The organism is Cellulomonas sp. GbtcB1 (assembly GCF_019091725.1).
Classification (GTDB): Bacteria; Actinomycetota; Actinomycetes; order Actinomycetales; family Cellulomonadaceae; genus Cellulomonas.
On sequence record NZ_JAGXJG010000031.1, the window covers coordinates 1 to 23,084 of the forward strand.

Consider the following 23,084-nt stretch of genomic DNA (forward strand, 5'->3'; position numbering starts at 1 on the left):
GCGCCCGCGGCGCTGATCCCGACGCAGCGGGCCGGGTCCGTCGGGGCCCCGGCCGTCGCCGCGGCGGCCGCCCGGGGCACCGGCGGGGTGACCCCGTGAGCCGCCTCGGCTCGACGCGGGTCCGGTTCGTCGCGCTGGTGGTCCTCATCGCCGGCGCGCTCGTCGCGGCCCTGGTCGGGATCGTCGGGCCCACGGTCGCGGGCGCGGGCGCCCTCCCCCGGGGCGACGCCAAGCGGGTCGCGGACCTCGACCGGCTGGCCGCCGCGCTCGAGCGGTACGCCGACCAGCACGGCGGCTACCCGCTCAGCACGGGCACCTGCGCCGAGGGCCGGTTCGACAGCGACGCCGATGTGGAGTTCCTCGCCGCGCTCGAGCGGGAGGCCGCGATCGAGGCGATCCCGCGCGACCCGGCGGGCACCGGCGGCGACTGCCGGACGGTGTACGGCGCCAAGCACTACCTCTACTACTCGAACGGCACGAAGTTCGCGCTCGTCGCGAGCGTCGACGACCGGGGCGCGGTCCCGGGCGACGCCGCGGGCGTGCACCTCGCCGACGGCGACCGGGCGTGGTTCGACGGCTCGGCCCTGCTGGCGGACTGGGGCTGGAGCCGCAGTGTCTACGTCGTGGCCTCCCCGGCGCTGCCCGCCGCGGGCTAGCTACTCGGTCTCGTCCAGGCAGGTCATCGCGAGGAACAGATCGACCCGGTCGGACATGGTGCTCATGTCGCGGTTGGTCAGCTCCTCGATGCGGGCGATCCGGTAGCGCAGCGTGTTCGTGTGCAGGTGCAGCTGCCGTGCCGTCTCCTGCCACGCCCCGCCGCCGTCGAGGAACGCCCGCAGCGTGCCCACCAGGTCCGCGTTGTGCCGCTCGTCGTAGGACAGCAGCGGCGCCAGCACCTCGCGGGCGTAGCCGGACCGGGTGCTCTCGCCGAGCATCCGCAGCAGCGCGCGGTGCGTCTGCACGTGCAGCGACGTCGACACCACCACGGGCTCGGGGCCCGAGGCGTTCTGCACCCGCTCGACCGCCGTCGCGATCGCCGAGTTCAGCCGGCTGACCCCGCTGACCGGGTCGCTCATCCCGACGCGCAGCTGCCGGCCGTCGAGCAGCAGCAGGTACTCCTCGGCCAGGTGCTCGGCGAGCGGCCGCTCGTCGTCGCCCGCGCCGTTGACCAGCAGGATCGCCTGGTCGTCCGCCCGGCAGCCCAGGACCCGGTGCCCCCGGGCCGTCAGCGTGCGCTGCAGCATCTCGAGCACCGCCGCGCGGGGGAACCGCGGGTCGTCGACCCGGGCCGTGACGATCGTCGTCTCGTCCGACGGGGCCATGCCCTCCAGGCGCATCCGGGCGGAGATCGCACCCGGCGACGCCTCCTGGTCGCGGATCGCCGTGATCAGCGCGGCGACCTGCGCGTCCCGGGTCTCGCGCCAGCGGGCCGCGAGCTCCATCTCGACGCGCAGCGCGCCCACGACCGCGTCCAGCGCGAGCGCCACCTCGTCCGAGAACGACCGGTGGTCGCCCCAGCAGCCGAAGAACCCCGACCGGTCGCGGGCGCCGGTGCGGACGATCGTGGCCGGGCCGTGCTCCGTGCCCTCCCCGGGCAGGATCACGCGCTTGTCGTGCTCCCGGGCGATGACGGCGTTCCACTGCTCGGCGACCTGCGCGCGGTCCGGGGCCGCGCCCGCGGTGGCCAGCAGCATCCCGGTCTCGTCGATGACCCAGCAGCCGACCGCGAACTCCGCGGTGAACTGCGCCAGCAGCTCGGCGACCCCGCCGCCGCGCGACACCGTGTCGGCGATCCGGCGGCTGAACCGCATCGTCCGGTTCGCCAGGCCCGCGGCCGAGCCCGGCTGCCGGGAGGCGATCTCGTCGGCGATCCGGCGGAACGACACCCCGGGCGACACCGTGAGCAGCGTGAGCCCGCGGGCGCGGCAGAGCGCGATGACCTCGTCGGGGATCACGCCGATCTCGATGAGCCCGATGACGACGGCCGCCACGTTCTGCTGCGCCAGGGCGCCGAGGAAGACCGCCGCGCCGTCCGGCCGGTCGAGCCACAGGCCGCTGGTGAGCACCACGTCGCCCGTCGACAGGAACCGCGACGGGTCGGGCAGGTCGGTGATGTACGCGGCGGTCACCGGGCGGTCGAGCGCGTCCGGCTCGGCGGCCACCACGCTCAGCCCGAGGTCGGGTGCGGCCAGGAGGTCACGGACGTCCACTGCTCACCACCTGGTCCCGCTCGGCACCGGGACAGTGTACGAGCGGGGCGGCCCGGCCGGTTTCGCGGCAGGATGGCGACGTGACGTCAGCCCTCGACCCCAGCCGCCCCGACGTGCCGCGCCGCCTGCGCACGGCCATGTTCGTCGACTTCGACAACGTCTACATCGGCCTGCGCCGTCTGGACCCGGACGCCGCCGAGGCGTTCGCGACCGACCCCGGCCACTGGCTCGCCGAGCTGGAGAGCGGCACCGACGCGGACGGCGACTTCACCCGCCGGTTCCTGGTGCGCGCCTGCTACCTCAACCCCTCGGTCTTCAGCCGGTTCCGCCCGAACTTCACGCGCGCCGGCTTCCAGGTCGTCGACTGCCCGTCGCTGACCCAGCAGGGCAAGAGCAGCGCCGACATCAACCTCGTGCTGGACGCCGTCGACGCGCTGGACGCCGACACCCGGTACGACGAGTTCGTCATCGTCTCCGCCGACGCCGACTTCACGCCGCTCGTGCAGCGGTGCCGCGCCGCCGACCGCAGGGTCACGATCATCACCGCGAGCCCGGCGGCCAGCGCGTACCGGGCCGTCGCGGACACGGTCATCACCGCCGACGACCTGGCGGAGCTGGTGACGGCCGGGCAGGGCGCGGCCGAGGCCGCGGACGTGCCGCCGGGTCCCGAGTCCGAGCCGGCGGCGACCGGGCCGGAGCCGAGCGCCCCGACGGCACCGGAGCCCGCCCGCGAGGGGTCCGGGTCCCGCGGCGGCGCCCGCCGCGAGGACCAGCCGGCCGCGGCCACGGGCTCCGCCGGCTCGCTCGCCGCGCGCCGCGCCGTGCTGCAGCGGGTCCGGTCCGCCGACCGCCCCGTCCCGACCGGCGCCGTGGCGCAGGCCGCGCAGAAGGCCGACCCCACGCTCCCGAGCACCCGCTGGGCCGGCACCGGCGGCTTCCTGCCGTGGCTCGCCGCGGCCGTCCCGGAGCTCGGCGTCGCCGCGCGGCCGTCACCGGGGTACGTGTGGGACCCGAAGCGGTTCGGCGAGGCCGACCTGCCCGGCGCCGCGGCACCGGGCACGGACTCGTCCGCGCTGCAGCGCCAGGTCGTGGCGGTCACCGACACCCCCGGGCTGAGCCGGGACAACTACCGCGTCCTGCTCACGGCCCTCGCCGACGACGTCCGGGCGCACCCGTTCGAGCGCACGGCGACCGCCCGCCGGGTCCGCGACGCCTGCCAGGCGGCCGGCGCGGCCGTGGGCCGGTCGACCGTGAACACCGTGATCTCGGGCGTGCTGTACGTCGGGCTCGAGCTCGACGACTCGGTCACCGCGGTCGACGTGGCCGAGGCCTGGGCGGACAACGTCGTCGGGCTCTGCCGCGGCGCGCGCATGGAGCTGACCGAGGCCGACGAGGTCGCGATCGACGACTGGGTCGGCGGGGGCCTGCTGGACGACCTGGAGGACTGAGCCGCCCGGGCGGGACCCGCCTCCGCGCGCCTCCGCCCCGCCTACGCCTTCCGGCCCCGCCCACCACGATCACCGGCGGCGGGGCCGGGAGGCGTAGGCGGCGTCGGCCCGGCCGCGCGGCGCGGCTCAACCCGCCCGCCGCGCCGGCCGATGGGACGGTGTGCCGTTCCGCCGCCGCGACCGACCCCCGCCGGGCTGGTCCCCGTCGTCCGACCCGCGCGCGTGGTCGCCGGCCCCGGCGCCGCTGCCAGCGCGGCGGCGCCGGCGCGCCGCGACCGTGCTGCCCTGGCTGGTCGTGCTCACGGTCGCGGCCGTCTACGGGACCCGGTGGCTGCCGGCGCTCGGCGTCGAGGCCCCGTGGCTCGCGCTCGTCGCGGCGTCCGCGCGCGACCACCCGCGCCCGGGCGTCGAGGAGGCGGACGGACGGCTCGCCCCCGCCGTCGTCCCCGCGACGCCGGCGACGTCCTACGCGTTCCTCGCGACCCAGCGGGACAGCACCGGCGCCACGGTCCCCGTGACGTGGTCGCCCTGCCGCCCGATCCACGTCGTCGTCGACCCGACCGGGGCACCCGCGGACTTCGCCGCCCAGGTGCAGGCGGCCACGGCCGAGCTCGCCGCGGCGACCGGACTGACGTTCGTCGACGACGGCGTGGTCGCGGAGCCCGCCGACCCCGACCGGTACGCGTTCCTCCCCGACCGGTACGGCGACCGGTGGGCGCCGGTGCTGGTCCGGTTCGCCGACGCGGCGACCGTGCCGTCGCTGGCCGGCGACGTCGTGGGGGTGGGCGGCCCGCAGTCGGTGACCGACGCGCGCGGCCGGACGTCCGACGTGACCGGCGTGGTCTACCTGGACACGGACCTGCTCCGGCCAGGCCTGACCGCGACGCCGTGGCCCGCGGTGCTGCGGCACGAGCTCGCCCACCTCGTCGGCCTCGACCACGTCGACGACCCCACCCAGCTGATGAACCCCGTCGCGACGGTCTCGACGTTCCAGGCGGGCGACCTGGCGGGCCTCGCGGCGCTCGGCCAGGGCGCGTGCGCCCCGGGCGTCTGACCCCGGCGTACGGGCCGCCCGCTCAGCCCGGGTGCCGCCGCGCCGCGCGCGCGATCAGCCTGCGGAGGTCCGCCACCGGCACCACCGTGCGGTCGTCCACCCGCTCCGCCAGCCGCTGCTCCACCCACGCGCGCAGCAGTGCGGTGACCTTCACGCCCTCCTCGTCGGCCACCGCGCGCGCGGCGTCCAGGGTGGTCTGCGGCAGCCGGATCGTGATGCCGACCATGCGGCCCTCGCCGGGCTCGACGGGCTCGACGGGCTCCGCCGACGCGAGCTCCGCGCTCGTGTCGGTGCGGTCGTAGTGCCGGCGCAGGCGCCGGACGCTCTCGGTCATCGTGCCGTCTCCTTCCGTCGGAGCGCGCGCCGCTCGGCGGGCGTGAGGTCCCGGGCGGTCACGACCGCGGCCGCACCGTCTCGCCCGGGGGCGAGCACGACCAGGAGCGGACGGCCACCCCGGGTGCGGCCGTACACGAGGGCGGTGCCGGAGCGACCCCGGGCCTGCCAGTACCGCCCGCCCAGCACGTCCTCGACGTCCTGCCGCGCGACCGCGTGCCGGGCGATGTGGTCCTCGGCGTCCCGGGTCCACGCCAGCTCCACGATCGTCCACCGAATGTAACGCACGTTGTCGTGCACGCCCACCCCCATCCGAGAGGGGCGACCGTACGGATCCGCGGAACCGGGCCGCGGACGAGCCGCGCACGTCCTGGGGACGCCGCAGGTGACGGACGCCTGTGGTCGTCCCGGCGCACGCCCGGGGCGCGGGTCCGCCCGAGGCGCGCGTGCACCGCGGACCGCCGCGCGAAGCCCGTCAGCCCCGGGTCGGCGCGGCGGCCAGGGCCGGGTTGTCGATCCCCGCGACCAGGGCCGCGGCGTGCTCCGCCGCCCCCGGCTGCCCGAGCGCCGCGCGGTGCAGGCCCGCCCGGGCCACGAGCTCGCGCATCCCCCGGCGCGCGGCGAACCCCTCCAGCTCGTCGACCCACGCCGCCGTCCCGGGCACCTCGCGCGGCACCGCGAACCCGCACAGCGCGTCCAGGCAGTGCGCCTCCACCCAGTCGTGCGCGTCGCGCTGCCGGCGGCAGGCACCGGGCGCCGCCGTCAGCAGGTCGAGCGCGGCGGCGTCGTCGCCGCGGGCCGCCGCGAGCAGGCCGCGCCCGCGCAGCGCGTAGCCCTCCCAGCAGGGGTCGCCGACCTGGCAGGCCAGCGCGTACGCGCCCTCGAACCCCGCCTCGGCGCCGGCGAGGTCGCCCGCCCGGAGCAGCACCTCCGCACGCTGCGACCGCGGGAAGGGCAGGAACGACGTCCAGCCGAGGTCCTGCGCGACGGCGCACGCGCGGTCCAGGGCCGCGAGCGCCGGACCCGGCTCGTCGCGCAGCACCCGCAGGCGGCCGAGGGCGGTCAGCGCGTACGCCTCGGCGCGCAGGTCGCCCGCCGACCGCGCGTCCTCGGTCGCCTCCGCGAGGGTCGCCGCAGCCCCGGCGTAGTCGGCCTGGTCGCTGCGGCCGATGCCGTCGAACACCCCGACCCAGGCCCGCAACCGGGCGTCGTCGCCGCCCAGCTCCCGCGACCGGCGGAACCACATCCCGGCGCGCGGGTACCGCCCGCGCAGCGTCTCGACGTGCCCGAGCTCGAGCGCGGCGCGCGCGGCCACGTCCGCGGACCCGCTGCGCCGCGCCGCGACGAGCGCCTGGTGCAGGACCGCGACCGCCTCCTCGTCGCTCCCGCGGACGCCGTGCACCAGGACCCGGCCGAGCGCGCCCAGGGCGGTCGCGAGCCGCGCGTCCTCGCCGAGGTCCCGGGCCCCGTCCACACCGGCGCGCAGCAGGTCGATCGCGCGCTCGTACGCCCCGACGTGCGCGGCACCCTCGCCGCCCTCGACGGCGGCGTCGACCGCGGCGGGCGTGCCGGACGCGATCGACCCCGTCCCGCCCCGCCGCCCGCCGGGACCCGCGACCCGCGTCCCCGGGCCGGCGAGGTCGCGCGAGCGCAGCGCCGCCGCCAGGCTCGGCGAGGGCTCGACCCCGAGCTCGCGCCGGAACAGCGCCCGGCACTCGGCCACCCGCCGCTCGGCGCCCGCCCGGTCCCCCGCCGCGACGAGCGCGCGGGCCCACAGCTCGTGCCCGCGCTCCGCCAGCGGCTCGGCCGCGACCAGCCGCGCCGCGAGGTCGACGGCCCCCGCCGCGTCCCCCCGGGCCAGCCGGGCGTGCGCGGCCTCGTGCAGGATCGCCGCGGTCAGACCGGCGACCCGCTCGCGCTCCGCGGCGAGCCACAGCTCGAGCGCGGCGCTGCCCCGCGGGGTCAGCCCCTCGAGCAGCCCGCCGCCGAACCCGGGGAGCGCGAGGGCGTCCGCCCACGCCCCCGACGCGAGCACCCGGACGTCGACGACCGTGCCGGGCCGCAGGTCCAGCACGAGCGGGTCCCCGCCCACGTCCGCGAGACCGTCGAGCGCGCGCCGGAGCTGCGACAGGTTCCACCGCAGCGCCGCCCCGGGGTCGTCCGCGTCCCCGACCAGCAGGCCGGTCAGCCTGCTCCGCGGCACCCCGCGGCCGGCCAGCACCAGGTAGGCGAGCAGCAGCCACGCCTTGCTCCCGCGCGGGCCCGGTGGCGCGGGCGGGTGCGGCTCGGCCCGCCGGATCGCCGGCGGGCCGAGCAGGGCGACCGCCCCCGGGGTCAGCCCGCCTCGCCCGCGATGTTCACGAGCCACATCGTGCCGAACTTGTCCGCCACCATCCCGAACGCGTCGCCCCACGGCGCCGTGGCCAGGGGCTCGACCACGTTCCCGCCGTCGGCCAGCTTGTCCCAGTACCCGCGCAGCTCGGCCTCCGAGTCCGCGCCGCCGCTGAGCGAGACCGAGAAGTTGTCGCCCGGGGTGTACGGCATGGCGTTCGGGGTGTCCGACGCCATGAGCACGAGACCGCCGGGCGTCTCGAGCTGGGAGTGCATGACCTTGTCCTTCTCGGCCGGGTCGTCGCTGGCCTGGAAGTCCCCGAAGGTGCTGACGGTGAGCTCGCCGCCGAACACGGACCGGTAGAACTCCATGGCCTCGCGGGCCGTGTCACGGAAGCCGAGGTACGGGTTGAGGCGCGTGGGCATGGCTGGCTCCTGTCCGGGACGACGACATGGTGTGACCTGTCTCACAGTGCCGCCGTCGTCTCGCCGCCGTCAAGACGCGCCGGCGCCCGTCCGGCGCGCGGTCAGCAGCAGGTACTCCCAGTCCAGCGACCTCCCCCCGCCGCGGCCGCCCCGCGCGGCATCCCGAGCGGCGTCCCGGGCCAGCGCGACCAGGTCGGCGTCGAGCGCGGCCGTGCGGTCCGCGTCGTCCGCGACCGCCCGGTACGCGGCGATGGTCGGGCCGTACCGGCTCGCGAAGTAGTCCCGGAACGCCTCCGGCGTGCCGAACGCCTCGACGGTCAGCGACCGGCGCTCGACCCGGACGTCCTCGACCCCGGCGCCGAGCAGGCCGCGCACGTGCGCCTCGTCGCCCCACAGCGGCGGCGGCTGGACGCCCGGCGGCGGCGCCGGCAGGTAGGGCTTCATGGTCGCGAACAGCCGCCCGATGAACCCGGTCGGCGTCCACGCGACCAGCCCCACCCGGCCGCCGGGCCGGCACACCCGCAGCAGCTCCGCGGCGGCGACCTCGTGCCGCGGGGCGAACATCACCCCGATGCACGACGTCACGACGTCGAACGCCCCGGCCGGGAACGGCAGCGCCTCGGCATCCGCCTCCCGCCAGTCCAGCGCGATCCCCCGCGCCTCCGCCGCGCGGCGCCCCGCGTCGAGCAGCTCGGGCGTCAGGTCCGACGCCACCACCCGGCCCCCGGCGAGCGCCGCGGGCACGGCCGCGTTCCCCGTCCCGGCGGCCACGTCGAGCACCCGCTCCCCGGGACGCACGCCCACCGCGTCGACCAGCACCGGCCCCAGCCCGCCGACCACCTCGGCCGCGAGCGCCGGGTAGTCGCCCAGCGCCCACATCGCGCGGTGCCGCTGCTTCAGGGCCGTCGCGGCCGCGTCGTCCGTCGCGCGCGCTCCCCCGACGATCGTCATCATCTCGTCCACCTGCTCCTCGCCCTGGGGCCCGGCCCTCCTGCCGGTGCCCGGATGCGGACCACGGAACCCCCGCGGCGTGTGCGCGGGCGTGTGACGCCGCGACAGACCCACCCGCCGACCCGCCCGCCGGCTCACACGGCGCGCACAGCACCCGCACCGGGAGGCCCTGGACCGCCTCCGTAGACCTGTCCGCATGACCCGAAACCCCCGCACCCGGCCCGACGGCGCACCCGCCGGCCGGCCCCCGCGCCGCCGCCGGCTCCGCCGGTCCCTGCTGGTCTCGACTCTGGTCCTGCTGCTCGCCGTCGGCGGCGGGTCGGCCTGGGCCCTCGACCGGTTCGTCATCGACCACGTGGAGATCGCCGACGTCCAGGCGTACGAGGCCGCGCAGAACGGCACGACGGCCGACGCCGCGGCGACCGACGCGGGCGCCGACGCCGACGCGACCGTCACGGGCACCACCTACGAGTCCGACGACGCGAGCATCAGCATCTCCACGGTCGTGACCGGCAGCGGTGACGACCAGGTCACGTACTACGTCGCCGACGTGACCCTGTCGGACGCCACCGTGCTCCGCTCGGCCTTCGCGAACAACCAGTTCGGCACCAACATCACCGAGACGACGTCCGCGATCGCGGAGGACAACGACGCGGTGTTCGCGATCAACGGCGACTACTACGGGTTCCGGGACACGGGCATCGTGATCCGGAACGGCGTCGTCTACCGCGACGAGGGCGCCCGCGAGGGGCTGGCCTTCTACACGGACGGCCACGTCGAGGTCTACGACGAGACCGCCACGACGGCCGACGCGCTGGTGGCGGACGGGGTGTGGAACACCCTGTCGTTCGGGCCGGCGCTCGTCTCCGGCGGCGAGGTCGTCGACGGCATCGAGGACGTCGAGGTCGACACCAACGTCGGCAACCACTCGATCCAGGGCGACCAGCCGCGGACCGCCGTCGGCGTGGTCGACGACAACCACCTGGTGTTCGTGGTCGTGGACGGCCGGTCCCCCGGGTACTCCGCCGGCGTCGACATGACCGGGCTCGCCGAGATCATGCAGTCCCTCGGGGCCACCACCGCGTACAACATCGACGGCGGCGGCTCCTCGACGATGTACTTCGACGGCTCCCTCGTGAACGACCCGCTCGGCACGGGCACCGAGCGCGGCACCTCCGACATCCTGTACATCGGGGGCTGAGCCGTGATCGTCCTGGTCCCGGCCTACGAGCCCGACGAGCGCCTGGTGCGGCTGGTCGGCGACCTGCGGGCCTCCGCCCCCGGCGTACGCGTGCTGGTGGTCGACGACGGCTCCGGGCCGGCGTCCCGCGCCCTGTTCGACCGGGTCCGCGCACAGGGCTGCACGGTGCTGACCCACCCGGGCAACCGCGGGAAGGGCTGCGCGCTCAAGACCGGGTTCGCCCACGCCGAGCGGCACCACCCCGGCGAGCCGGTCGTGTGCGCCGACAGCGACGGCCAGCACTCGGTCGCCGACGTGCTCCGAGTGGCCGCCGCGTTGGACGCCCAGCCCGCCGACCGGCCCGCGACCGTGCTGGGCGTGCGGGCGTTCACCGGGCGGGTCCCGGCACGGTCGGTGCTCGGCAACCGGGTCACCGCCCGGGTGTTCCACCTCGCCACCGGGCTGCGGCTCCGCGACACCCAGACCGGCCTGCGCGGCTACCCGGCCGCGCTGCTGCCCTGGCTGCGGACCGTGCGCGGCGAGCGCTTCGAGTACGAGCAGAACCTGCTGCTGCGCGCCGCCGCCGAGGGGCAGCCGGTCGAGGAGGTCGAGATCGCCACCATCTACCTGGAGGGCAATGCGTCCTCGCACTTCCGGCCGCTCGCCGACTCGGCGCGGGTGCTCGCGCCGCTGCTGCTGTTCTCGCTGTCGTCGCTGTCGGCGTTCGCGGTCGACACCGTGGCGCTGCTGGCGCTGCACGCGGCGACGGGGTCGCTGGCGACCTCGGTGCTCGGGGCGCGCGTCCTGAGCGCGGGGGTGAACTTCGCGGTGAACCGGGAGCTGGTGTTCGGGCGCGCCGGCCGGAGCGGACCGGACGGCTGCCGCGCGACCCCCCGCGCGCCGTGGGGCCGGGCCGCCGCGCGGTACGCGACGCTCGCCGTCCTCCTGCTCGGCGCGAGCTACCTGCTCCTGGCGGCGCTCACGGCCCTCGGCATCGGCCTGCTGCCGGCGAAGGTCGCCACCGAGGCGGCGCTGTACCTCGTGAGCTTCCAGGTCCAGCGCCGGTTTGTGTTCGCCGGCGGCGGTCGTCCGCCTGCCTCGGACGGGGTCGGCCGGTCCCCCGGCGCCGAGGAGCAGGCACCCGCGCCGACCTGCGGCGTCGCGCTACAGTCCGCGCGTGCCCATCGAGCAGACCCTCGCGCGGGCGGAGCACCTGCTCGCGACCGGTGACCCGCACGGCGCGCGCGTGCGCCTGCGCAGCCTCGTCGAGCACGCCCCGCGGCGGCTCGACGTGCGCGAGCGGCTGTCAGAGGTCCACCGGACGCTCGGCGAGCCCCAGGAAGCGGGACGCTGGGGCTACCTGTCCGAGCGGACGACCCCCGAGGAGATCCGGGCGTTCGAGCGGGCGCACCGCGGCGACGCCCGTCACATGGCGCGTGCTCTGCGGTGGGAGGGGGCCGAGGACGGCACCGGTTCCGCGTTCGCCGAGCAGCGTCTACGGGAGCTGCGCGCCCGCGCGGAGGAGCTGGCCGGCGAGCCCTGGGCCTGGCGCCGCCCGCGGCCCGACCCGCAGCCGGTGCCGTGGTGGGGCGACCTCCTCGCGGTGGCGGTCCTGGGCGTCCTGCTGACGTTCCTCGTCGTCGGCGCGATCACCGTGGTCCGCTGGCTGGTCGGCCTCGTCCTCTGAGCGGCTCGGCAGCCCTCGTCACACCCCGAGCAGCCGCCGCGCCACCGCCCGCGCCGCGCGCCGGCCCGACGCGATCGCGCCCTGCTGCGACGGCGTGTCCCGGTGGTCGCCGCACACGTACAGCCCGTCGCCCAGGTCGACCGGCTGCCGCACCCGGAGCGGCGGCGTCGCCGCGGGGAGCGCGTGCGCGATCTCGTGCGTCGCGAGCTCGCGCCAGCCCCGCGGGTCGACGCCGAGCATCTCCCCCGCCTGGCGCCGCACCTCGGCCGGGTCGGGGCGGGCAGCGGCGTCCCACGGGCCCGACGGCAGCACCGAGGTCGCCTGCACCAGCTGGGCGCCCGCCGGCGCGTACGACGGGGCGGCCGCGGAGATCAGCGCCGCGTCCACCACCGGCCCGCGCCGCCGTCCGTCGACCACGACCGCGTCGACCCGCGGGATGCCCTCGGCCGCCCACCAGGTCGTCGTGAGGCCACGCATCGGCGGCGCCTCGACCCCGGCGAGGTCGGCCGCCGTGACCGGGTCCGCCGCGACGACCACCGCCCGCGCCCGCACCCGGCTGCCCTCGACCTGCACCGCCCGGCCGCCGTCGACCCGCTCGACGGCCGCGACCCGGGCGCCGGTCGTCACGTGCGGCAGGCCCTCCGCGAGCAGCGCGGGCAGCGCCCCGGCTCCCCCGGCCGGCAGCCCCGGCGTCCCTCGCAGCATCGACCGCACCACCAGCCGGGCGAAGGTCGCCGACGTCGCCCCGGACTCGTCGGCCAGCACCCCCGCGAGGAACGGCTCCAGCACCTCGTGCCGCAGCCGCCCGTCGACCCCGGCCGCGGTCAGCGACTCCGCGAGCGTGGTGTCCGGCCCGTCCTCCAGCGCGCGGACGGGTCCGAGCGCCGGGGCCGCCCAGCGCGCGAGCGCCGCGAGCTCCCCGACCCGGACGTAGCCGCTGCCGAGCGTCTCGGGCAGCCGCGCCGGCGCGCGCCGCGGGTCCGCGAGCACCGCCAGGCCGTCGTCCCGCCGCACGGCGACGCCGGGGAGGAACGGCTGCAGCCGGAGGGCGTCGACGTCGACCACCTCCCGGAGCGCCGGGTAGGCGGGGTTGATGACCTGGAACCCGCGGTCGAGGGTGAACCCGTCGACCTGCTCGCAGCGCACCCGGCCGCCCACGGCCGGCCCCGCCTCGAGCACCCGGACGTCCAGCCCGCGCGCGTGCAGGGTCCGTGCGCAGGTCAACCCGGCCAACCCGGCCCCGACCACCACGACGTCGCAGTCCATGCGCCGGAGCCTAGGGGCGGGGTGCGCGCGGCGCCCGGCGGGGCGTCACACCGGGTCGATCCCGGACGCCACGGCCAGCAGCTCGTCGATGACCGCCACCACCGCCGGTCCGGGCTCGCGCCGGGTCGCGCGGTGCCGGGCGACCAGCCGCCGCGACCCGAGCCCCGGAACGGTCGCCACCGTGACGCCGTCCGGCAGCTCGCCCTGCAGCGCGAGCGCCGGCAGCAGCGCGACCCCCTGGCCCGCCGCCACGAGCGCGAGCGCGACGTCGAAGTCGTAGTACAGGTGCCGCGAGGTGACCGGTCCGAGGGCCGCCGTCACCCGGCCCATCGCGCGGGCCGCCGCCGTCTGCGGCTCGGCCGCCAACCAGGTCACCCCGGCGAGGTCGGACAGCTGCGTGGGCGTCGCGACCGACCCGGGCAGCACCAGCCGCCACGGCTCCTCCAGCAGCACCACGTCGCGCTGCCCCCGAGGGACGTGCGTGTCCGCGTCCTCGTCCCGCTCCAGCAGCACGATGTCCGCGTCCCCCTCCCGGAGCCGGCGCATCGACTCGCCCTGCTCGCGCTCCTCGATCAGCAGCTCGATGCCGGGGTGGTGCTCGGCGACGACGGCGAACGCCGGGGCGATCACGGCGCGGATGGCGGTCTGGAACGCCGCGACGGTCACCCGGCCGGAGAGCTCACCGCCGAGCTCCGCGAGCGACTTCCGCGCCTCGACGAGCTCCGACTCGATGCGCTCGGCGGCCTCCGCGAGGATCCGGCCGGCGGCCGTCAGGGTCGCGCCGCGGGGGTTGCGGTCGAGCACCGCGACCCCCTCCTCCGACTCCAGCCGGGCGATCTGCTGGGACACCGCGGAGGGCGTCACGTGCAGCAGATCGGCGGCGGCGAGCACGCCGCCGGCACGGTGCACGGCGAGCAGGACGGCGAGGCGGCGCGGGTCGGTCGGCACCGTTTCATCCTAATTCAGTTCTGCTGCACCCCTGTCGCAACATCATTCGATTGTGCTGAACCCGATCTGGCCGCATGATTCTGCTGCCGGCGAACCGCGGGACCCCGCGCGGCCGGCCCTCCACCCACCCCTCTGCCTTGCCAGGAGTACGCCCGTGTCCGCTCTCGTCACCGCGCTCGGCTGGGTCGGCGCGGTCACGTGCCTCGTCGCCTACGTCCTCGTCACCCGCGGGAAGTGGGCGCCCACGTCCGGGCGCTACCAGCTCGCGAACGTCGTGTCCGGCCTCTTCATGGGCCTGGTCGCCGCGAGCAGCGGGGTGTGGCCGTCGGTGGTCACCAACGCGGTGTGGGCCGTGGTCGGCGCGCACGCCGTCTCCGTGGTGCTGAAGGCCCGGCGGCAGCGGCAGCGCGAGGCCGTGGAGCGCGCGGCGGCCCAGGTCGTCGAGGTGCCGGCCGTGGCGGTCGAGCCGGTGCCCGCCCGCGTGGTCGACCTCGCGGCCTGACGCCTGGTCGGGCCCGCTCGGTCAGACGTCCAGCACCCGCAGCCGGACCCGCACGGACCCGCCGACCTCCAGGCCCTCCGCTGCCCGCACCGCCTTCTTGATCGGCAGCGAGTAGGCCCGCTTCCCACCGTCCGGGAAGATCGACGTCCGCCAGGTGGTCCCGCCGACGGTCACCTCGACCCGCAGCGACCCGAACCCGCGCGCGAACGCGCCGGCCCGCTCGAGGATCTCGTCGGACGCGTCCTCCGGCACGCTGACGAAGGTCCAGCGCTCGGCGCGCCGCGCCTCCCACAGCCAGAGCGGAGCCTCGAAGTCGAAGGTCATGCCCCGATGCTGCCGCACCCCGCCGACACGCGCGCCGTTCAGTCCGGCTGCAGGTCGAACGCCCCCGCCAAAGCTCGGGTGAGCAGGTGCTCCTGGGTGGGGAGCAGGGCGCCGACCTCCCGACCGAGCAGCTCGACGGGGATCGTCGTGACGTTGTCGCAGGACACCACGCACGCCTGGTCGAGGCCGTTCTCCGGACCCACGGGCACCTCGGTCGTGAGGCCACGTACCCGTGAGGTGATCGGAGCCACGGTCACGTGGCGCAGGAACGGGCGCACGGGCTCGCGGGTGAGCACGAGGACAGGCCTCGTCTTGTCCAGCGACGCGAGATGGATCGCCCGCATCAGTCGAGGTCCAGCGGCTGACGAGCCGCCCACGCCGCGAGCGGGGCCAGGTCGTCCGGCGCCGGGTCGCCGCGCAGGACCGCGACGTCGCGTTCGGTCTCCATGCGCCGGATCTCCCGGGCCAGCGCGCGTTCGACGATCGACGCGCGGCTCCGCACCCGCCCGGATGCGACGAGGGCGTCGACGACCTGGACCATCTCGTCCGGCAGCCTGACCGCGATCTGCGTGCTCATCCCACCATGGTATTCACGGTGGGATGCATGCGGAACCCCGTCCCCGAGATCGGTGGATCACGGCACCGTGTGCCCCGCTGCGCGGTACAGCTCGTACCACTCGGCCCGCGTCAGCGGCACCTCGGACCCCGCCGCCGACTCGGTCACCCGCGACGGCGTCGTCGTCCCGAGCACGACCTGCATCTGCGCGGGGTGCCGGGTGATCCAGGCGACCGCGATGCCGGTCGGTGTCACGCCGTACTTCTCGGCGAGCCGGTCGATCGCCGCGTTCAGCTCGCCGTAGGTCTCCCGGTCCTCCAGGAACACCCCGTCGAAGAACCCCTTCTGGAACGGCGACCACGCCTGCACGGTGATGTCGTGCAGCCGGCAGTAGTCGAGCAGGCCGTTGTCCCGCGAGATCGACTGGTCGAGTGCCGCCATGTTCGCGGCCACGCCCTGCGCGATCAGCGGCGCGTGCGTGATGCTCAGCTGCAGCTGGTTGACCACGAGCGGCTGCTGCACCGACTTCTTCAGCAGCTCGATCTGCTGCGGCGTGTGGTTGGAGACGCCGAACGCGCGCACCTTGCCGGCGGCGGAGAGCTCGTCGAACGCGCGGGCGACCTCGTCCGGCTCGACCAGGGCGTCCGGGCGGTGCAGCAGCAGGATGTCGACGTGGTCGGTGCGCAGCGCGCGCAGCGATCCCTCGACCGAGGACACGATCTCCTCGTACGAGAAGTCGAAGTACGGGCCGTCCTTGATGATCCCGGCCTTGGTCTGGATGACGAACTCGTCGCGCTGCGACGGCGTCAGGTCGAGCGCCTCGGCGAACCGCGCCTCGCAGCCGTGCTTCTCGTCCCCGTAGACGGCGGCGTGGTCGACGAACGCGATCCCCGCGTCGCGGGCCGCGCGGATCAGCTCCCGGACCTCGTCGTCGGACTTCTGCTGGATGCGCATCAGGCCGAGGACCACGTTCGGGGCGAGGATGTCGGTGCCGGGCAGGGTGAAGGTCTTCATGCTGGTCCTTCGGGTCGACGGTGACGTGCGCCCGGTGACCGGGGCGCGCCACCGACTCTACGAGCGCCGCCCGCACCGCCGCGCGTCAAGCCGGCGGGTCCCCGACGGCGCGGGCCCGCCGGCGGGCGAGCAGCGCGCCGAGCGCCCCGCCCCACAGCGCGCACCCGAGCCCGAGCGCGACGATCCCGGCGACGGACGGGCGCGGGCTCGGCACCAGTGCGTCGCCGCTCAGCGGCGCATAGGCGAACCAGGCGACGACGGGGCGGGTCAGCAACCACACGCCGACCACCGTCAGCACGACGCCCGCGACGGCGACCAGCCACGGCAGCGTGGCCGCGGCGCGCGACCGCTCCCCCGCCACCTCAGCGCACCTCGACGCGGAGCCGCAGCTCCACCTCGTCGCCGAGGTCCACGCCCTCGGCCCGGCGCACGGCGGTCTTGATCGGCACGAGGTACCCGCCGTCCTTGGGGAACAGCGACGTCTCCCACCGGGTCCGGCCGAGCGTCACGGCGACCGGGATGACGCCCCAGCCGTACGAGACCAGCGACGACGCCGCCCGCAGCTCGTCCGCCTCGGGACCGGGGACGGCCACGTAGTGGTACGGCGCCGGTCCGCGCCAGTGGACGATCTCGCCGCGGAACCGCAGGTCCATGGCGCCAGCGTACGAAAGGCCCCGCGGCCGCGCGCCGGGACCGCCCCGAAACCCCTTGCCTCCCCGCCGCGACCGGGAGAACGCTGGGAGGCGTCCCCGCCGCCGCACCAGCCGCAGCGCGAAGGAGCGCCCGCATGACCGCATCGGTGAGCACCCAGGACCTCGACAGCCTCCGGACCCGGTTCTCGGGCCGCCTCGTGCTGCCGGACGACCCCGAGTACGACACCCTCCGGGTGGTCGTGCTCGGCGGCGCCGACCCCCGTCCCGCCGTCATCGCACGACCGCTGGACGACGCCGACGTGGCCGCCGCGGTCGCGTTCGCCCGGGACGCCGGGCTGCCGCTGGCGGTCCGCAGCGGCGGGCACAGCGGAGCCGGCCACGGCACCGTCGACGACGGCCTCGTCGTCGACCTCCGGGACATGCGCGCGGTCGACGTCGACCCCGGGGGCCGCACCGCCTGGGTCGAGGCCGGCGCGACCGCCGGGGAGACCACGGCCGCGACCGCCGCGCACGGGCTCGCGGTGGGGTTCGGGGACACCGGGTCGGTCGGCGTCTCGGGGATCACGCTCGGTGGCGGGGTGGGGTTCCTGTCCCGCGCGCACGGGCTCACCGTCGACAACCTGCTGGCGGCGGACGTCGTGCTCGCCGACGGCCGGGTGGTGCGCGCGGACGCCGAGCAGCACCCGGAGCTGTTCTGGGCGCTGCGCGGCGGCGGCGGCAACCTCGGCGTCGTCACCCGGTTCCGGTTCCGGCCGCACCCGCTCGACGGGGTGACCGGCGGGATGCTGCTGCTGCCCGCGTCGGCGTCGGTCGTCGCGGGGTTCCTCGGCGCGCTACAGGCCGGGCCGGACGAGCTCACCGCGATCGTCAACGTGATGCCCTGCCCGCCGCTGCCGTTCGTCCCGGCCGAGCACCACGGTGCCCTCGCCGTCATGGCGCTGGTCTGCTGGTCCGGGCCGCCGGAGGCCGCCGACGCCGCGCTGGCGCCTGTCCGGGCGCTCGCCGAGCCGATCGCCGACCTGGTCCGGCCGGTCGCCTACCCGGAGCTGTTCCCGCCGGCCGACCCCGAGTACCACCCGACCGCGGTGGCCCGGACCCTGCTGCTGGACCACGTCGACCTGCCGCTCGCCGAGGCGGTGATCGACCGGCTGGGTGCGCTCGACGGCATGCGCGTCGTCCAGCTCCGCGCGCTGGGTGGCGCGATCGGGCGGGTGCCCGCGGACGCGACCGCGTTCGCGCACCGGTCGAGCCGGCTGATGGGCAACGTCGCCGCGTTCGTGACCGGACCGGGCGACCGGGCGGAGCGCACCGCGTGGGTCGAGGGCACCGCGGCGCTCCTCGACCAGTGCGACGCCGGCGCCTACGTGAACTTCCTCGGCGACGAGGGCCCGGAGCGGGTGCGCGCGGCGTACCCGGGCGCGACGTGGGACCGGCTCGCGGCGGCCAAGGCGGTCTACGACCCCGGCAACCTGTTCCGGCGGAACCAGAACGTGCCGCCGGCGGGGTGACCGCGGTGGCCGGGCACGGCACGATGCCGGGGTGACCTCGACGACGCTCACGCTGCGCCGGCTCAACCGGACCCTCCTGCGCCGGCAGCTGCTCGACGCGCGGGCCGAGGTCCCGGTCGCCGACGCGGTCGCCCGGCTGCTCGCCGTCCAGGCCCAGGAGCCGAACTGGGTGTTCGCCGGCCTGTGGTCCCGGGTCGCCGGCGTCGAGCGCGCGGACCTCGAGGCGGCGGTCGAGGCCCGGACCCTGGTCCGGGGGCCGCTGCTGCGCGGCACCCAGCACCTCGTCACCGCCGACGACTACGCGTGGCTCCGGCCGACCGTCGCGCCCGTGCTCGACCGCCTGGCGCGGTCGACGTACTACCGGCGGGAGACCGACGGGATCGACCCCGGGGAGCTCGTCGCGCTGGCCCGCGAGGTGCTCGGGACGGACCTGGTGCCGCGGAAGGATCTCGCCGCCGCGCTGGCCGCGCGCTGGCCCGGCCGCCGGGGAGCGGTGCTGGCCGCGGCGGTGGAGGCCCGGTCGCCGGTGGTGCACGGGCCCGCGACGTCGGCGTTCGGCTCGTGGTGGAGCCGGCGGTCGATCCGGGTCGCCGACGCGGGCGCGTGGCTGGGCCGTCCGGTGGGCGACGCGGACCCGGGCGCGCTGGTCCGCCGGTACCTCGCGGCCTTCGGCCCGGCGACGGTCATGGACGTGCAGGCGTACACCGGCCTGACCCGGCTGCGGCCGCTGACCGACGCGCTGCGCGACGACCCGGGTGCCGGGCTCCGCACGTACCGCGGCCCCGACGGCGCCGAGCTGCTCGACCTCGCGGACGCCGAGCTGGCCGACGAGGACGCCCCGGCGCCGGTGCGGTTCCTCGCGGCGTTCGACAACGCGGTCCTCGGCCACCGCGACCGCACGCGGCTGCTCCCCGAGGAGCACCGGACGACGGTCATACCCGGCTACTCGATGGTGCACGCCACGGTGCTGCTCGACGGGTTCGTCGCGGCGACCTGGACCGTGGCCGACGGCTCGCTCGCCGTGCACCCCCTGGTCCCGCTGCCCGCGGGCGTCGAGGACGAGGTGCTCGCGGAGGGCGCGCGGATGGCGGCGTTCCTCGACCTCGACGCCGACGGGGTCACGCTCGGCCGGTGACCCGCGGAGGCCGCACCGCCGGGTGCGCGGGCGGCGGCGGTGCCACCACGTACCCGCCCGCCGCGCTCCCGTACACCTCGAGCGAGCCCGGCCGGTGGTGCCACAGCCACGCGAGGTGCGCGCACACCACCGCGTCGAGCTCGTCCTCGACCCGGTCCAGGTCACCGGGCCCGGGCTCGGCGACGACGCCTCGGAGGTGCGCCCACCGGGGGCTCTCCGCGGCGCGCAGCCCCGGCACCGACTCCAGGTGCGCCACCAGCGCGGCGAACCCCGGCTGCCGCCGCTCCCGGGGACCCTTCTTGTAGTCCAGCCGGTAGGGCAGCCCGAACAGCGCGACCAGCGCCGGGTGCGGGTACACCTCGAGGCACACCGTGCGCCCGCCGCCGACCGGCGTCCCCGGGTCGGTCGCCCAGCCGAACCGCTCCGCCAACCGCCAGGCCCGCGGGTCCGCACCCCCGAACGTGCCGCGGTTGGCCGTGTGCGCCGAGGCCCCGTAGGCGCCGAACGCCCGGCCGATCGCCCGCTCCGCCTCGCGCTGGCCGGTGGCGTTCGGGACGACCAGCGGGGCGTCGACGCCGACGACCGCGACGGGCGCGTCGAGCCGGGCCAGCCACGCCGCGATCTCGTCGTCCGTGCGGCACGAGCCGGAGCCGAGCAGCCGGCCCGCGTCGTCGACCACCGCCAGGCCGGTCACTCCGGTGGACCACGCGAGGTCGAGGCCGACGTGCAGGGCGGGGGGCGTCACGCGCGCCAGTCTGCCCGGCCCCGCCGACCGGTGACGTCGACGGATGCCTGCCGGCACATGCCCAGGGCGATGCCGCCGGCGGCCACGAGCAGCGCCGCGAGCGCAGCCGTCGTGCCGGCCGGCCCGCCCGTCGCGGCCAGCGGGCCGGGCCTGCCGGCGTCGACGCCGGCAGCACCGTCCCGCTCCGCGGCCTCCGGCACCGCCGGCCCGGGCCCCTGGGGCGGCACAGAGCCGCCGGGGGCGGTCGATCCGGGTTCGGGCCCGAGCACGATCTCCGTCGGGTCCGGGTTCGGCAGCAGCCGCGCGCCGGTCCCGGCCGGTGCCGCGTCCGTCAGCTCCAGCAGCCCGTGCATGTCGATGCTGCCGTCGGCGGCGATCGTCGGGGCGACGGAGGTGTCGAGGTGGACGAACCAGTCGTCCCGCACCTCCACCCCGAGCGCGTTGACGCCGTCGAGGTAGTTGCTCGGATCCGTCCGGATGGTGTCGGCCTGCTCGCGGAGGCTGATCTGGTCGGCCCCGCGCGGGCCGACGGACAGGAAGCCGGTCACCCGGTAGTCGGTCACGGGGTGCGTCGTCGTGGACAGGGTCAGGTTGTTCTGCTCGTTGGCGTACGCCGTGACCCCCTGGACGGTGCCGTCCGGGCTCGAGTTGCTGGACACGCCCTGCGTCACGTTGCCGTAGGCCACGGAGCTCGTCAGCACGTTGCCCAGCGGGATGGACTCGCCGCCGAGCTTGAAGCCCTTCCCGCTCTGCGGCGAGACCTCCGCCGGGTCGTCCGTCAGGTAGCCGTTCCGGTAGGCCACCGAGTGCTCGATCGTCACCGACCCGTGCGGCCCGAGCGTGGACTTGGCGTACAGGTCGAACCCGTCGTCCACGTTGTGGTGCGCGATGCAGTACCGGAACACGTTGCCGTCGCCGACGGTCAGCTTGGCCGCGAACCCGTCCGCGTCGTTCCGCTCCGGGTCGACGTTGTGGTGCGAGACGCTCGACAGCACCAGGTTCCGCGCGGGCCACATCGACCGGGGCTCGGTGTCGTCGCCCGAGATCTGCAGGCCCGTGTTGCCGTTGTGGTGGGTGTGCAACCGCTCGACGACGTTGTCGTTGCCCATGACCGAGAACGCCTTCTGCCGCCCGCGGGCGCCGGTCACCTCGATGTCGTGGACGTGCCAGAAGTCGCCGCGGAGCACGAACCCGCCGTCGGGCGAGCCGGACAGGTCCACCAGGACGTGCTCGCCGGGCGCCGAGGTGAGCAGGATGCGGGCGTCGGGGTTCCCGTCGCGCCCTCGGGGGATCACCAGCGCCCGCTCCGGCCGGTAGGTGCCGCCGCGCAGCACGACCTGCTGCCCGGGCTGGGCGAAGGCGAGGGCGGTGGCGAGGTCGAGCGGGGCCGCACGGGTGCCCGCGCCGTCGGGCGACCCGGGCGGGCCGCCGGCCGCGACGTCCGCCTCCGCCGCGGGCGCCACGTGCAGGGCGTCACCGGCCACCCCGTAGCGCCGCACCTCGAGGTCGACGGACAGCGGCACCGGCTCGGTGGAGGCGAGCCGGACGCCCTCGTCGAGCTCCTGCTCCGCCTCCGGCGCGGGTTCGAGGACGGCGGTGAGGCGGGAGTGCCCGTCCGGCAGGTGCAGCGGCACGCGGGCCGGGACGCCGGGCGCGACCGGCACCGGGCCGCCGAGCACGGCCCCGGAGGCGTCGCGCACGTGCACCGCCCCGCGGACGTTCGCCGTGAACCCCGGCGCGTAGTCCCGGGACGGCGTGGTGGTGGCCGAGTCCAGCGCCAGCGCCGGCTCCAGGAGGGTGGCCGGGCGCGAGACCGCCGGGTCGTCGTCGTCCGGGTGCACGGTCGTCAGGCTGAGGTCCGTCACGGTCACCTGGATCTTGCGCCCCGCGAACACCCCGACGGTCATCGCGTCGTCGGTCTGCTGCAGCAGCATCGCCGGGTCGTACGCGATCACCTGCCGGTCGACCTCGTCGCCCAGCCAGGCGTGGAAGCCGGTGTTCGAGCGCCGCAGCGTGAGCGTGAAGGTGTCTCCGGTCAGGATCTTGGGCGGGTTGGCGTTCTGCTCGGTGACCAGGTCGGAGCGGAACCCCCAGTCGAACGCGGCGGAGTCCCGCACGGATCGGCCGGTGGACGCGACGTCGGGCGCCTCGGTGTAGCCGGAGACGAACCGCCCACCGGCCGTGCCGTACCGGAACTGCCCGGTCTCCGGGTCGGTCTGCCGGGCGAACGCGGCCGCCGCGGAGTTGAAGTAGCGCGCGCCCTTGCTGCCCGGCACGAACGTGTCGAGGGCGATCACGCCGTACCCGCTCTGGTTGTCGACCGCGGAGGCGTCGTCGACGTGGAACGTCGCGGTCAGCGTGAAGTTCTCCGTCGCCGGGTCGATCTCGGTGTAGTGGTAGACGAACCCGTCCTCCGACTCGGCGATCTTCCCGTCCACCGACGTCAGGCGCACCGACCCGTCGTCGAGGACCTCGACCGAGCCGGCGCTGGCGCCGGACCCGGAGACGTTCCCGACGAAGGCCGACCGCCAGGTGCGCTCGGCGGGCGGACCCGGGGGCAGGTCGGGGTCCGAGGCCGGAGCCGGGGCGGGCGCGGTCGTCTCGGGCGCCGGCGCCGCGGAGGCGGCCGGCGCGCACGCGAGCGCGGACGCGAGCACCGCGGCTCCGAGGACGAGCGGGGTGGGGCGAGGACGGGCGCGCACACGTGCTCCTTCGACGTCGTCGTCGTGCAGGGAGCCGGTGTGCGGCGACCCCGCCGAAGTCAGCGGGAAACCGGTTCCTGGGAACGTAGCGACAGCGACGGTCGGCCGTCA

Annotated in this window: 25 protein-coding genes; 9 read left to right on the forward strand and 16 right to left on the reverse strand. The window is 76.6% G+C overall.

The genetic code is table 11. The features are described 5' to 3' along the window. The first annotated feature begins 95 nt into the window (after positions 1-95). Positions 96-656 carry a hypothetical protein gene (locus tag KVT14_RS12140; RefSeq protein ID WP_217615900.1) on the forward strand — a complete coding sequence of 187 codons (561 nt, stop codon included), beginning with the start codon at positions 96-98 and terminating at the stop codon, positions 654-656. Here the strand turns inward: KVT14_RS12140 and KVT14_RS12145 are convergent, their stop codons facing one another. Continuing rightward, positions 657-2,210 (reverse strand): PucR family transcriptional regulator ligand-binding domain-containing protein, encoded by a 1,554-nt coding sequence (locus tag KVT14_RS12145; RefSeq protein WP_217615901.1) that lies wholly within the window; start codon positions 2,208-2,210, stop codon positions 657-659. An 80-nt stretch (positions 2,211-2,290) separates the two neighbouring features. Between KVT14_RS12145 and KVT14_RS12150 the strand changes: the two genes are divergently transcribed. Then, on the forward strand, positions 2,291-3,658 hold the full coding sequence (locus tag KVT14_RS12150; protein ID WP_217615902.1) for an NYN domain-containing protein: 1,368 nt from the start codon (positions 2,291-2,293) through the stop codon (positions 3,656-3,658). Positions 3,659-3,935: 277 nt separating this feature from the next. Then, positions 3,936-4,712, forward strand: coding sequence for a peptidase M10A and M12B matrixin and adamalysin (locus tag KVT14_RS12155; RefSeq protein ID WP_217615903.1), 777 nt, complete (start codon positions 3,936-3,938; stop codon positions 4,710-4,712). A gap of 22 nt (positions 4,713-4,734) precedes the next feature. Here the strand turns inward: KVT14_RS12155 and KVT14_RS12160 are convergent, their stop codons facing one another. The 5 genes from KVT14_RS12160 to KVT14_RS12180 all read right to left on the reverse strand — a co-directional run bounded on the left by KVT14_RS12160 (position 4,735) and on the right by KVT14_RS12180 (position 8,756). Further along, positions 4,735-5,046, reverse strand: coding sequence for a hypothetical protein (locus KVT14_RS12160; protein ID WP_217615904.1), 312 nt, complete (start codon positions 5,044-5,046; stop codon positions 4,735-4,737). Then, the gene (locus KVT14_RS12165; RefSeq protein WP_217615905.1) at positions 5,043-5,333 is read right to left on the reverse strand and encodes a hypothetical protein; all 291 of its coding nucleotides are present in this window, start codon (positions 5,331-5,333) and stop codon (positions 5,043-5,045) included. Before KVT14_RS12165 ends, KVT14_RS12160 begins: the two co-directional genes overlap by 4 nt. A 187-nt stretch (positions 5,334-5,520) precedes the next feature. Further along, positions 5,521-7,413 carry a bacterial transcriptional activator domain-containing protein gene (locus KVT14_RS12170; RefSeq protein WP_217615906.1) on the reverse strand — a complete coding sequence of 631 codons (1,893 nt, stop codon included), beginning with the start codon at positions 7,411-7,413 and terminating at the stop codon, positions 5,521-5,523. After that, positions 7,380-7,802, reverse strand: coding sequence for a VOC family protein (locus KVT14_RS12175; protein ID WP_217615907.1), 423 nt, complete (start codon positions 7,800-7,802; stop codon positions 7,380-7,382). Before KVT14_RS12175 ends, KVT14_RS12170 begins: the two co-directional genes overlap by 34 nt. A gap of 69 nt (positions 7,803-7,871) precedes the next feature. Continuing rightward, on the reverse strand, positions 7,872-8,756 hold the full coding sequence (locus KVT14_RS12180) for a class I SAM-dependent methyltransferase (RefSeq protein WP_254630835.1): 885 nt from the start codon (positions 8,754-8,756) through the stop codon (positions 7,872-7,874). 193 nt (positions 8,757-8,949) lie between these two features. On the opposite strand from KVT14_RS12180, the gene KVT14_RS12185 reads away from it, so the two are divergent. From KVT14_RS12185 to KVT14_RS12195, 3 genes are read left to right on the forward strand one after another with little or no spacing between them, the layout of a single operon-like run. Then, entirely contained in the window at positions 8,950-9,954 is a 1,005-nt protein-coding gene (locus KVT14_RS12185) for a phosphodiester glycosidase family protein (RefSeq protein ID WP_217615908.1), read from the forward strand. Positions 9,955-9,957: 3 nt separating this feature from the next. Next, positions 9,958-11,163 (forward strand): glycosyltransferase family 2 protein, encoded by a 1,206-nt coding sequence (locus tag KVT14_RS12190; RefSeq protein WP_217615909.1) that lies wholly within the window; start codon positions 9,958-9,960, stop codon positions 11,161-11,163. Continuing rightward, positions 11,111-11,620 (forward strand): DUF6584 family protein, encoded by a 510-nt coding sequence (locus tag KVT14_RS12195; RefSeq protein ID WP_217615910.1) that lies wholly within the window; start codon positions 11,111-11,113, stop codon positions 11,618-11,620. Before KVT14_RS12190 ends, KVT14_RS12195 begins: the two co-directional genes overlap by 53 nt. An 18-nt stretch (positions 11,621-11,638) precedes the next feature. Here KVT14_RS12195 and KVT14_RS12200 read toward each other — a convergent pair whose 3' ends face one another. Continuing rightward, on the reverse strand, positions 11,639-12,886 hold the full coding sequence (locus KVT14_RS12200) for an FAD-dependent oxidoreductase (protein ID WP_217615911.1): 1,248 nt from the start codon (positions 12,884-12,886) through the stop codon (positions 11,639-11,641). A 45-nt stretch (positions 12,887-12,931) separates the two neighbouring features. Continuing rightward, a complete protein-coding gene (locus KVT14_RS12205; RefSeq protein WP_217615912.1) occupies positions 12,932-13,834 on the reverse strand; it encodes a LysR family transcriptional regulator in 903 nt (300 codons plus the stop codon). 154 nt (positions 13,835-13,988) lie between these two features. Between KVT14_RS12205 and KVT14_RS12210 the strand changes: the two genes are divergently transcribed. Further along, the gene (locus tag KVT14_RS12210; RefSeq protein ID WP_217615913.1) at positions 13,989-14,336 is read left to right on the forward strand and encodes a hypothetical protein; all 348 of its coding nucleotides are present in this window, start codon (positions 13,989-13,991) and stop codon (positions 14,334-14,336) included. A gap of 21 nt (positions 14,337-14,357) precedes the next feature. Here the strand turns inward: KVT14_RS12210 and KVT14_RS12215 are convergent, their stop codons facing one another. The 6 genes from KVT14_RS12215 to KVT14_RS12240 form a co-directional block, all read right to left on the reverse strand. Further along, on the reverse strand, positions 14,358-14,660 hold the full coding sequence (locus tag KVT14_RS12215; RefSeq protein WP_217615914.1) for a DUF1905 domain-containing protein: 303 nt from the start codon (positions 14,658-14,660) through the stop codon (positions 14,358-14,360). A gap of 38 nt (positions 14,661-14,698) precedes the next feature. Continuing rightward, positions 14,699-15,004 (reverse strand): type II toxin-antitoxin system PemK/MazF family toxin, encoded by a 306-nt coding sequence (locus KVT14_RS12220; RefSeq protein ID WP_217615915.1) that lies wholly within the window; start codon positions 15,002-15,004, stop codon positions 14,699-14,701. Then, complete coding sequence (locus KVT14_RS12225; RefSeq protein ID WP_217615916.1) at positions 15,004-15,237, reverse strand: YlcI/YnfO family protein; 234 nt, start codon at positions 15,235-15,237, stop codon at positions 15,004-15,006. The genes KVT14_RS12220 and KVT14_RS12225 overlap by 1 nt, the downstream gene beginning before the upstream one ends. Positions 15,238-15,294: 57 nt before the next feature. Then, on the reverse strand, positions 15,295-16,230 hold the full coding sequence (locus KVT14_RS12230; protein WP_217615917.1) for an aldo/keto reductase family oxidoreductase: 936 nt from the start codon (positions 16,228-16,230) through the stop codon (positions 15,295-15,297). A gap of 85 nt (positions 16,231-16,315) precedes the next feature. Further along, entirely contained in the window at positions 16,316-16,591 is a 276-nt protein-coding gene (locus tag KVT14_RS12235; protein WP_217615918.1) for a hypothetical protein, read from the reverse strand. 1 nt (position 16,592) lies between these two features. Next, positions 16,593-16,883 carry a DUF1905 domain-containing protein gene (locus KVT14_RS12240; RefSeq protein ID WP_217615919.1) on the reverse strand — a complete coding sequence of 97 codons (291 nt, stop codon included), beginning with the start codon at positions 16,881-16,883 and terminating at the stop codon, positions 16,593-16,595. A gap of 134 nt (positions 16,884-17,017) precedes the next feature. On the opposite strand from KVT14_RS12240, the gene KVT14_RS12245 reads away from it, so the two are divergent. Together KVT14_RS12245 and KVT14_RS12250 are read left to right on the forward strand one after the other, a co-directional pair. Continuing rightward, positions 17,018-18,391, forward strand: coding sequence for an FAD-binding oxidoreductase (locus KVT14_RS12245; protein ID WP_217615920.1), 1,374 nt, complete (start codon positions 17,018-17,020; stop codon positions 18,389-18,391). Positions 18,392-18,422: 31 nt separating this feature from the next. Further along, positions 18,423-19,526 carry a winged helix DNA-binding domain-containing protein gene (locus tag KVT14_RS12250; RefSeq protein WP_217615921.1) on the forward strand — a complete coding sequence of 368 codons (1,104 nt, stop codon included), beginning with the start codon at positions 18,423-18,425 and terminating at the stop codon, positions 19,524-19,526. Here the strand turns inward: KVT14_RS12250 and KVT14_RS12255 are convergent. Continuing rightward, positions 19,510-20,271 carry a DUF429 domain-containing protein gene (locus KVT14_RS12255; RefSeq protein ID WP_217615922.1) on the reverse strand — a complete coding sequence of 254 codons (762 nt, stop codon included), beginning with the start codon at positions 20,269-20,271 and terminating at the stop codon, positions 19,510-19,512. The two genes, KVT14_RS12250 and KVT14_RS12255, sit on opposite strands and share 17 nt — an antisense overlap. After that, positions 20,268-22,973, reverse strand: coding sequence for a right-handed parallel beta-helix repeat-containing protein (locus KVT14_RS12260; protein ID WP_217615923.1), 2,706 nt, complete (start codon positions 22,971-22,973; stop codon positions 20,268-20,270). The genes KVT14_RS12255 and KVT14_RS12260 overlap by 4 nt, the downstream gene beginning before the upstream one ends. Positions 22,974-23,084 lie beyond the last annotated feature (111 nt).

What these genes read in the sequence shown, in the direction of transcription:
- KVT14_RS12160 (WP_217615904.1), bottom strand. Translation starts at nt 5,046, where the DNA reads ATGACCGAGAGCGTCCGGCGCCTGCGCCGGCACTACGACCGCACCGAC.
- KVT14_RS12175 (WP_217615907.1), bottom strand. Translation starts at nt 7,802, where the DNA reads ATGCCCACGCGCCTCAACCCGTACCTCGGCTTCCGTGACACGGCCCGC.
- KVT14_RS12180 (WP_254630835.1), bottom strand. Translation starts at nt 8,756, where the DNA reads ATGATGACGATCGTCGGGGGAGCGCGCGCGACGGACGACGCGGCCGCG.
- KVT14_RS12185 (WP_217615908.1), top strand. Translation starts at nt 8,950, where the DNA reads ATGACCCGAAACCCCCGCACCCGGCCCGACGGCGCACCCGCCGGCCGG.
- KVT14_RS12200 (WP_217615911.1), bottom strand. Translation starts at nt 12,886, where the DNA reads ATGGACTGCGACGTCGTGGTGGTCGGGGCCGGGTTGGCCGGGTTGACC.
- KVT14_RS12215 (WP_217615914.1), bottom strand. Translation starts at nt 14,660, where the DNA reads ATGACCTTCGACTTCGAGGCTCCGCTCTGGCTGTGGGAGGCGCGGCGC.
- KVT14_RS12220 (WP_217615915.1), bottom strand. Translation starts at nt 15,004, where the DNA reads ATGCGGGCGATCCATCTCGCGTCGCTGGACAAGACGAGGCCTGTCCTC.
- KVT14_RS12225 (WP_217615916.1), bottom strand. Translation starts at nt 15,237, where the DNA reads ATGAGCACGCAGATCGCGGTCAGGCTGCCGGACGAGATGGTCCAGGTC.
- KVT14_RS12230 (WP_217615917.1), bottom strand. Translation starts at nt 16,230, where the DNA reads ATGAAGACCTTCACCCTGCCCGGCACCGACATCCTCGCCCCGAACGTG.
- KVT14_RS12240 (WP_217615919.1), bottom strand. Translation starts at nt 16,883, where the DNA reads ATGGACCTGCGGTTCCGCGGCGAGATCGTCCACTGGCGCGGACCGGCG.
- KVT14_RS12245 (WP_217615920.1), top strand. Translation starts at nt 17,018, where the DNA reads ATGACCGCATCGGTGAGCACCCAGGACCTCGACAGCCTCCGGACCCGG.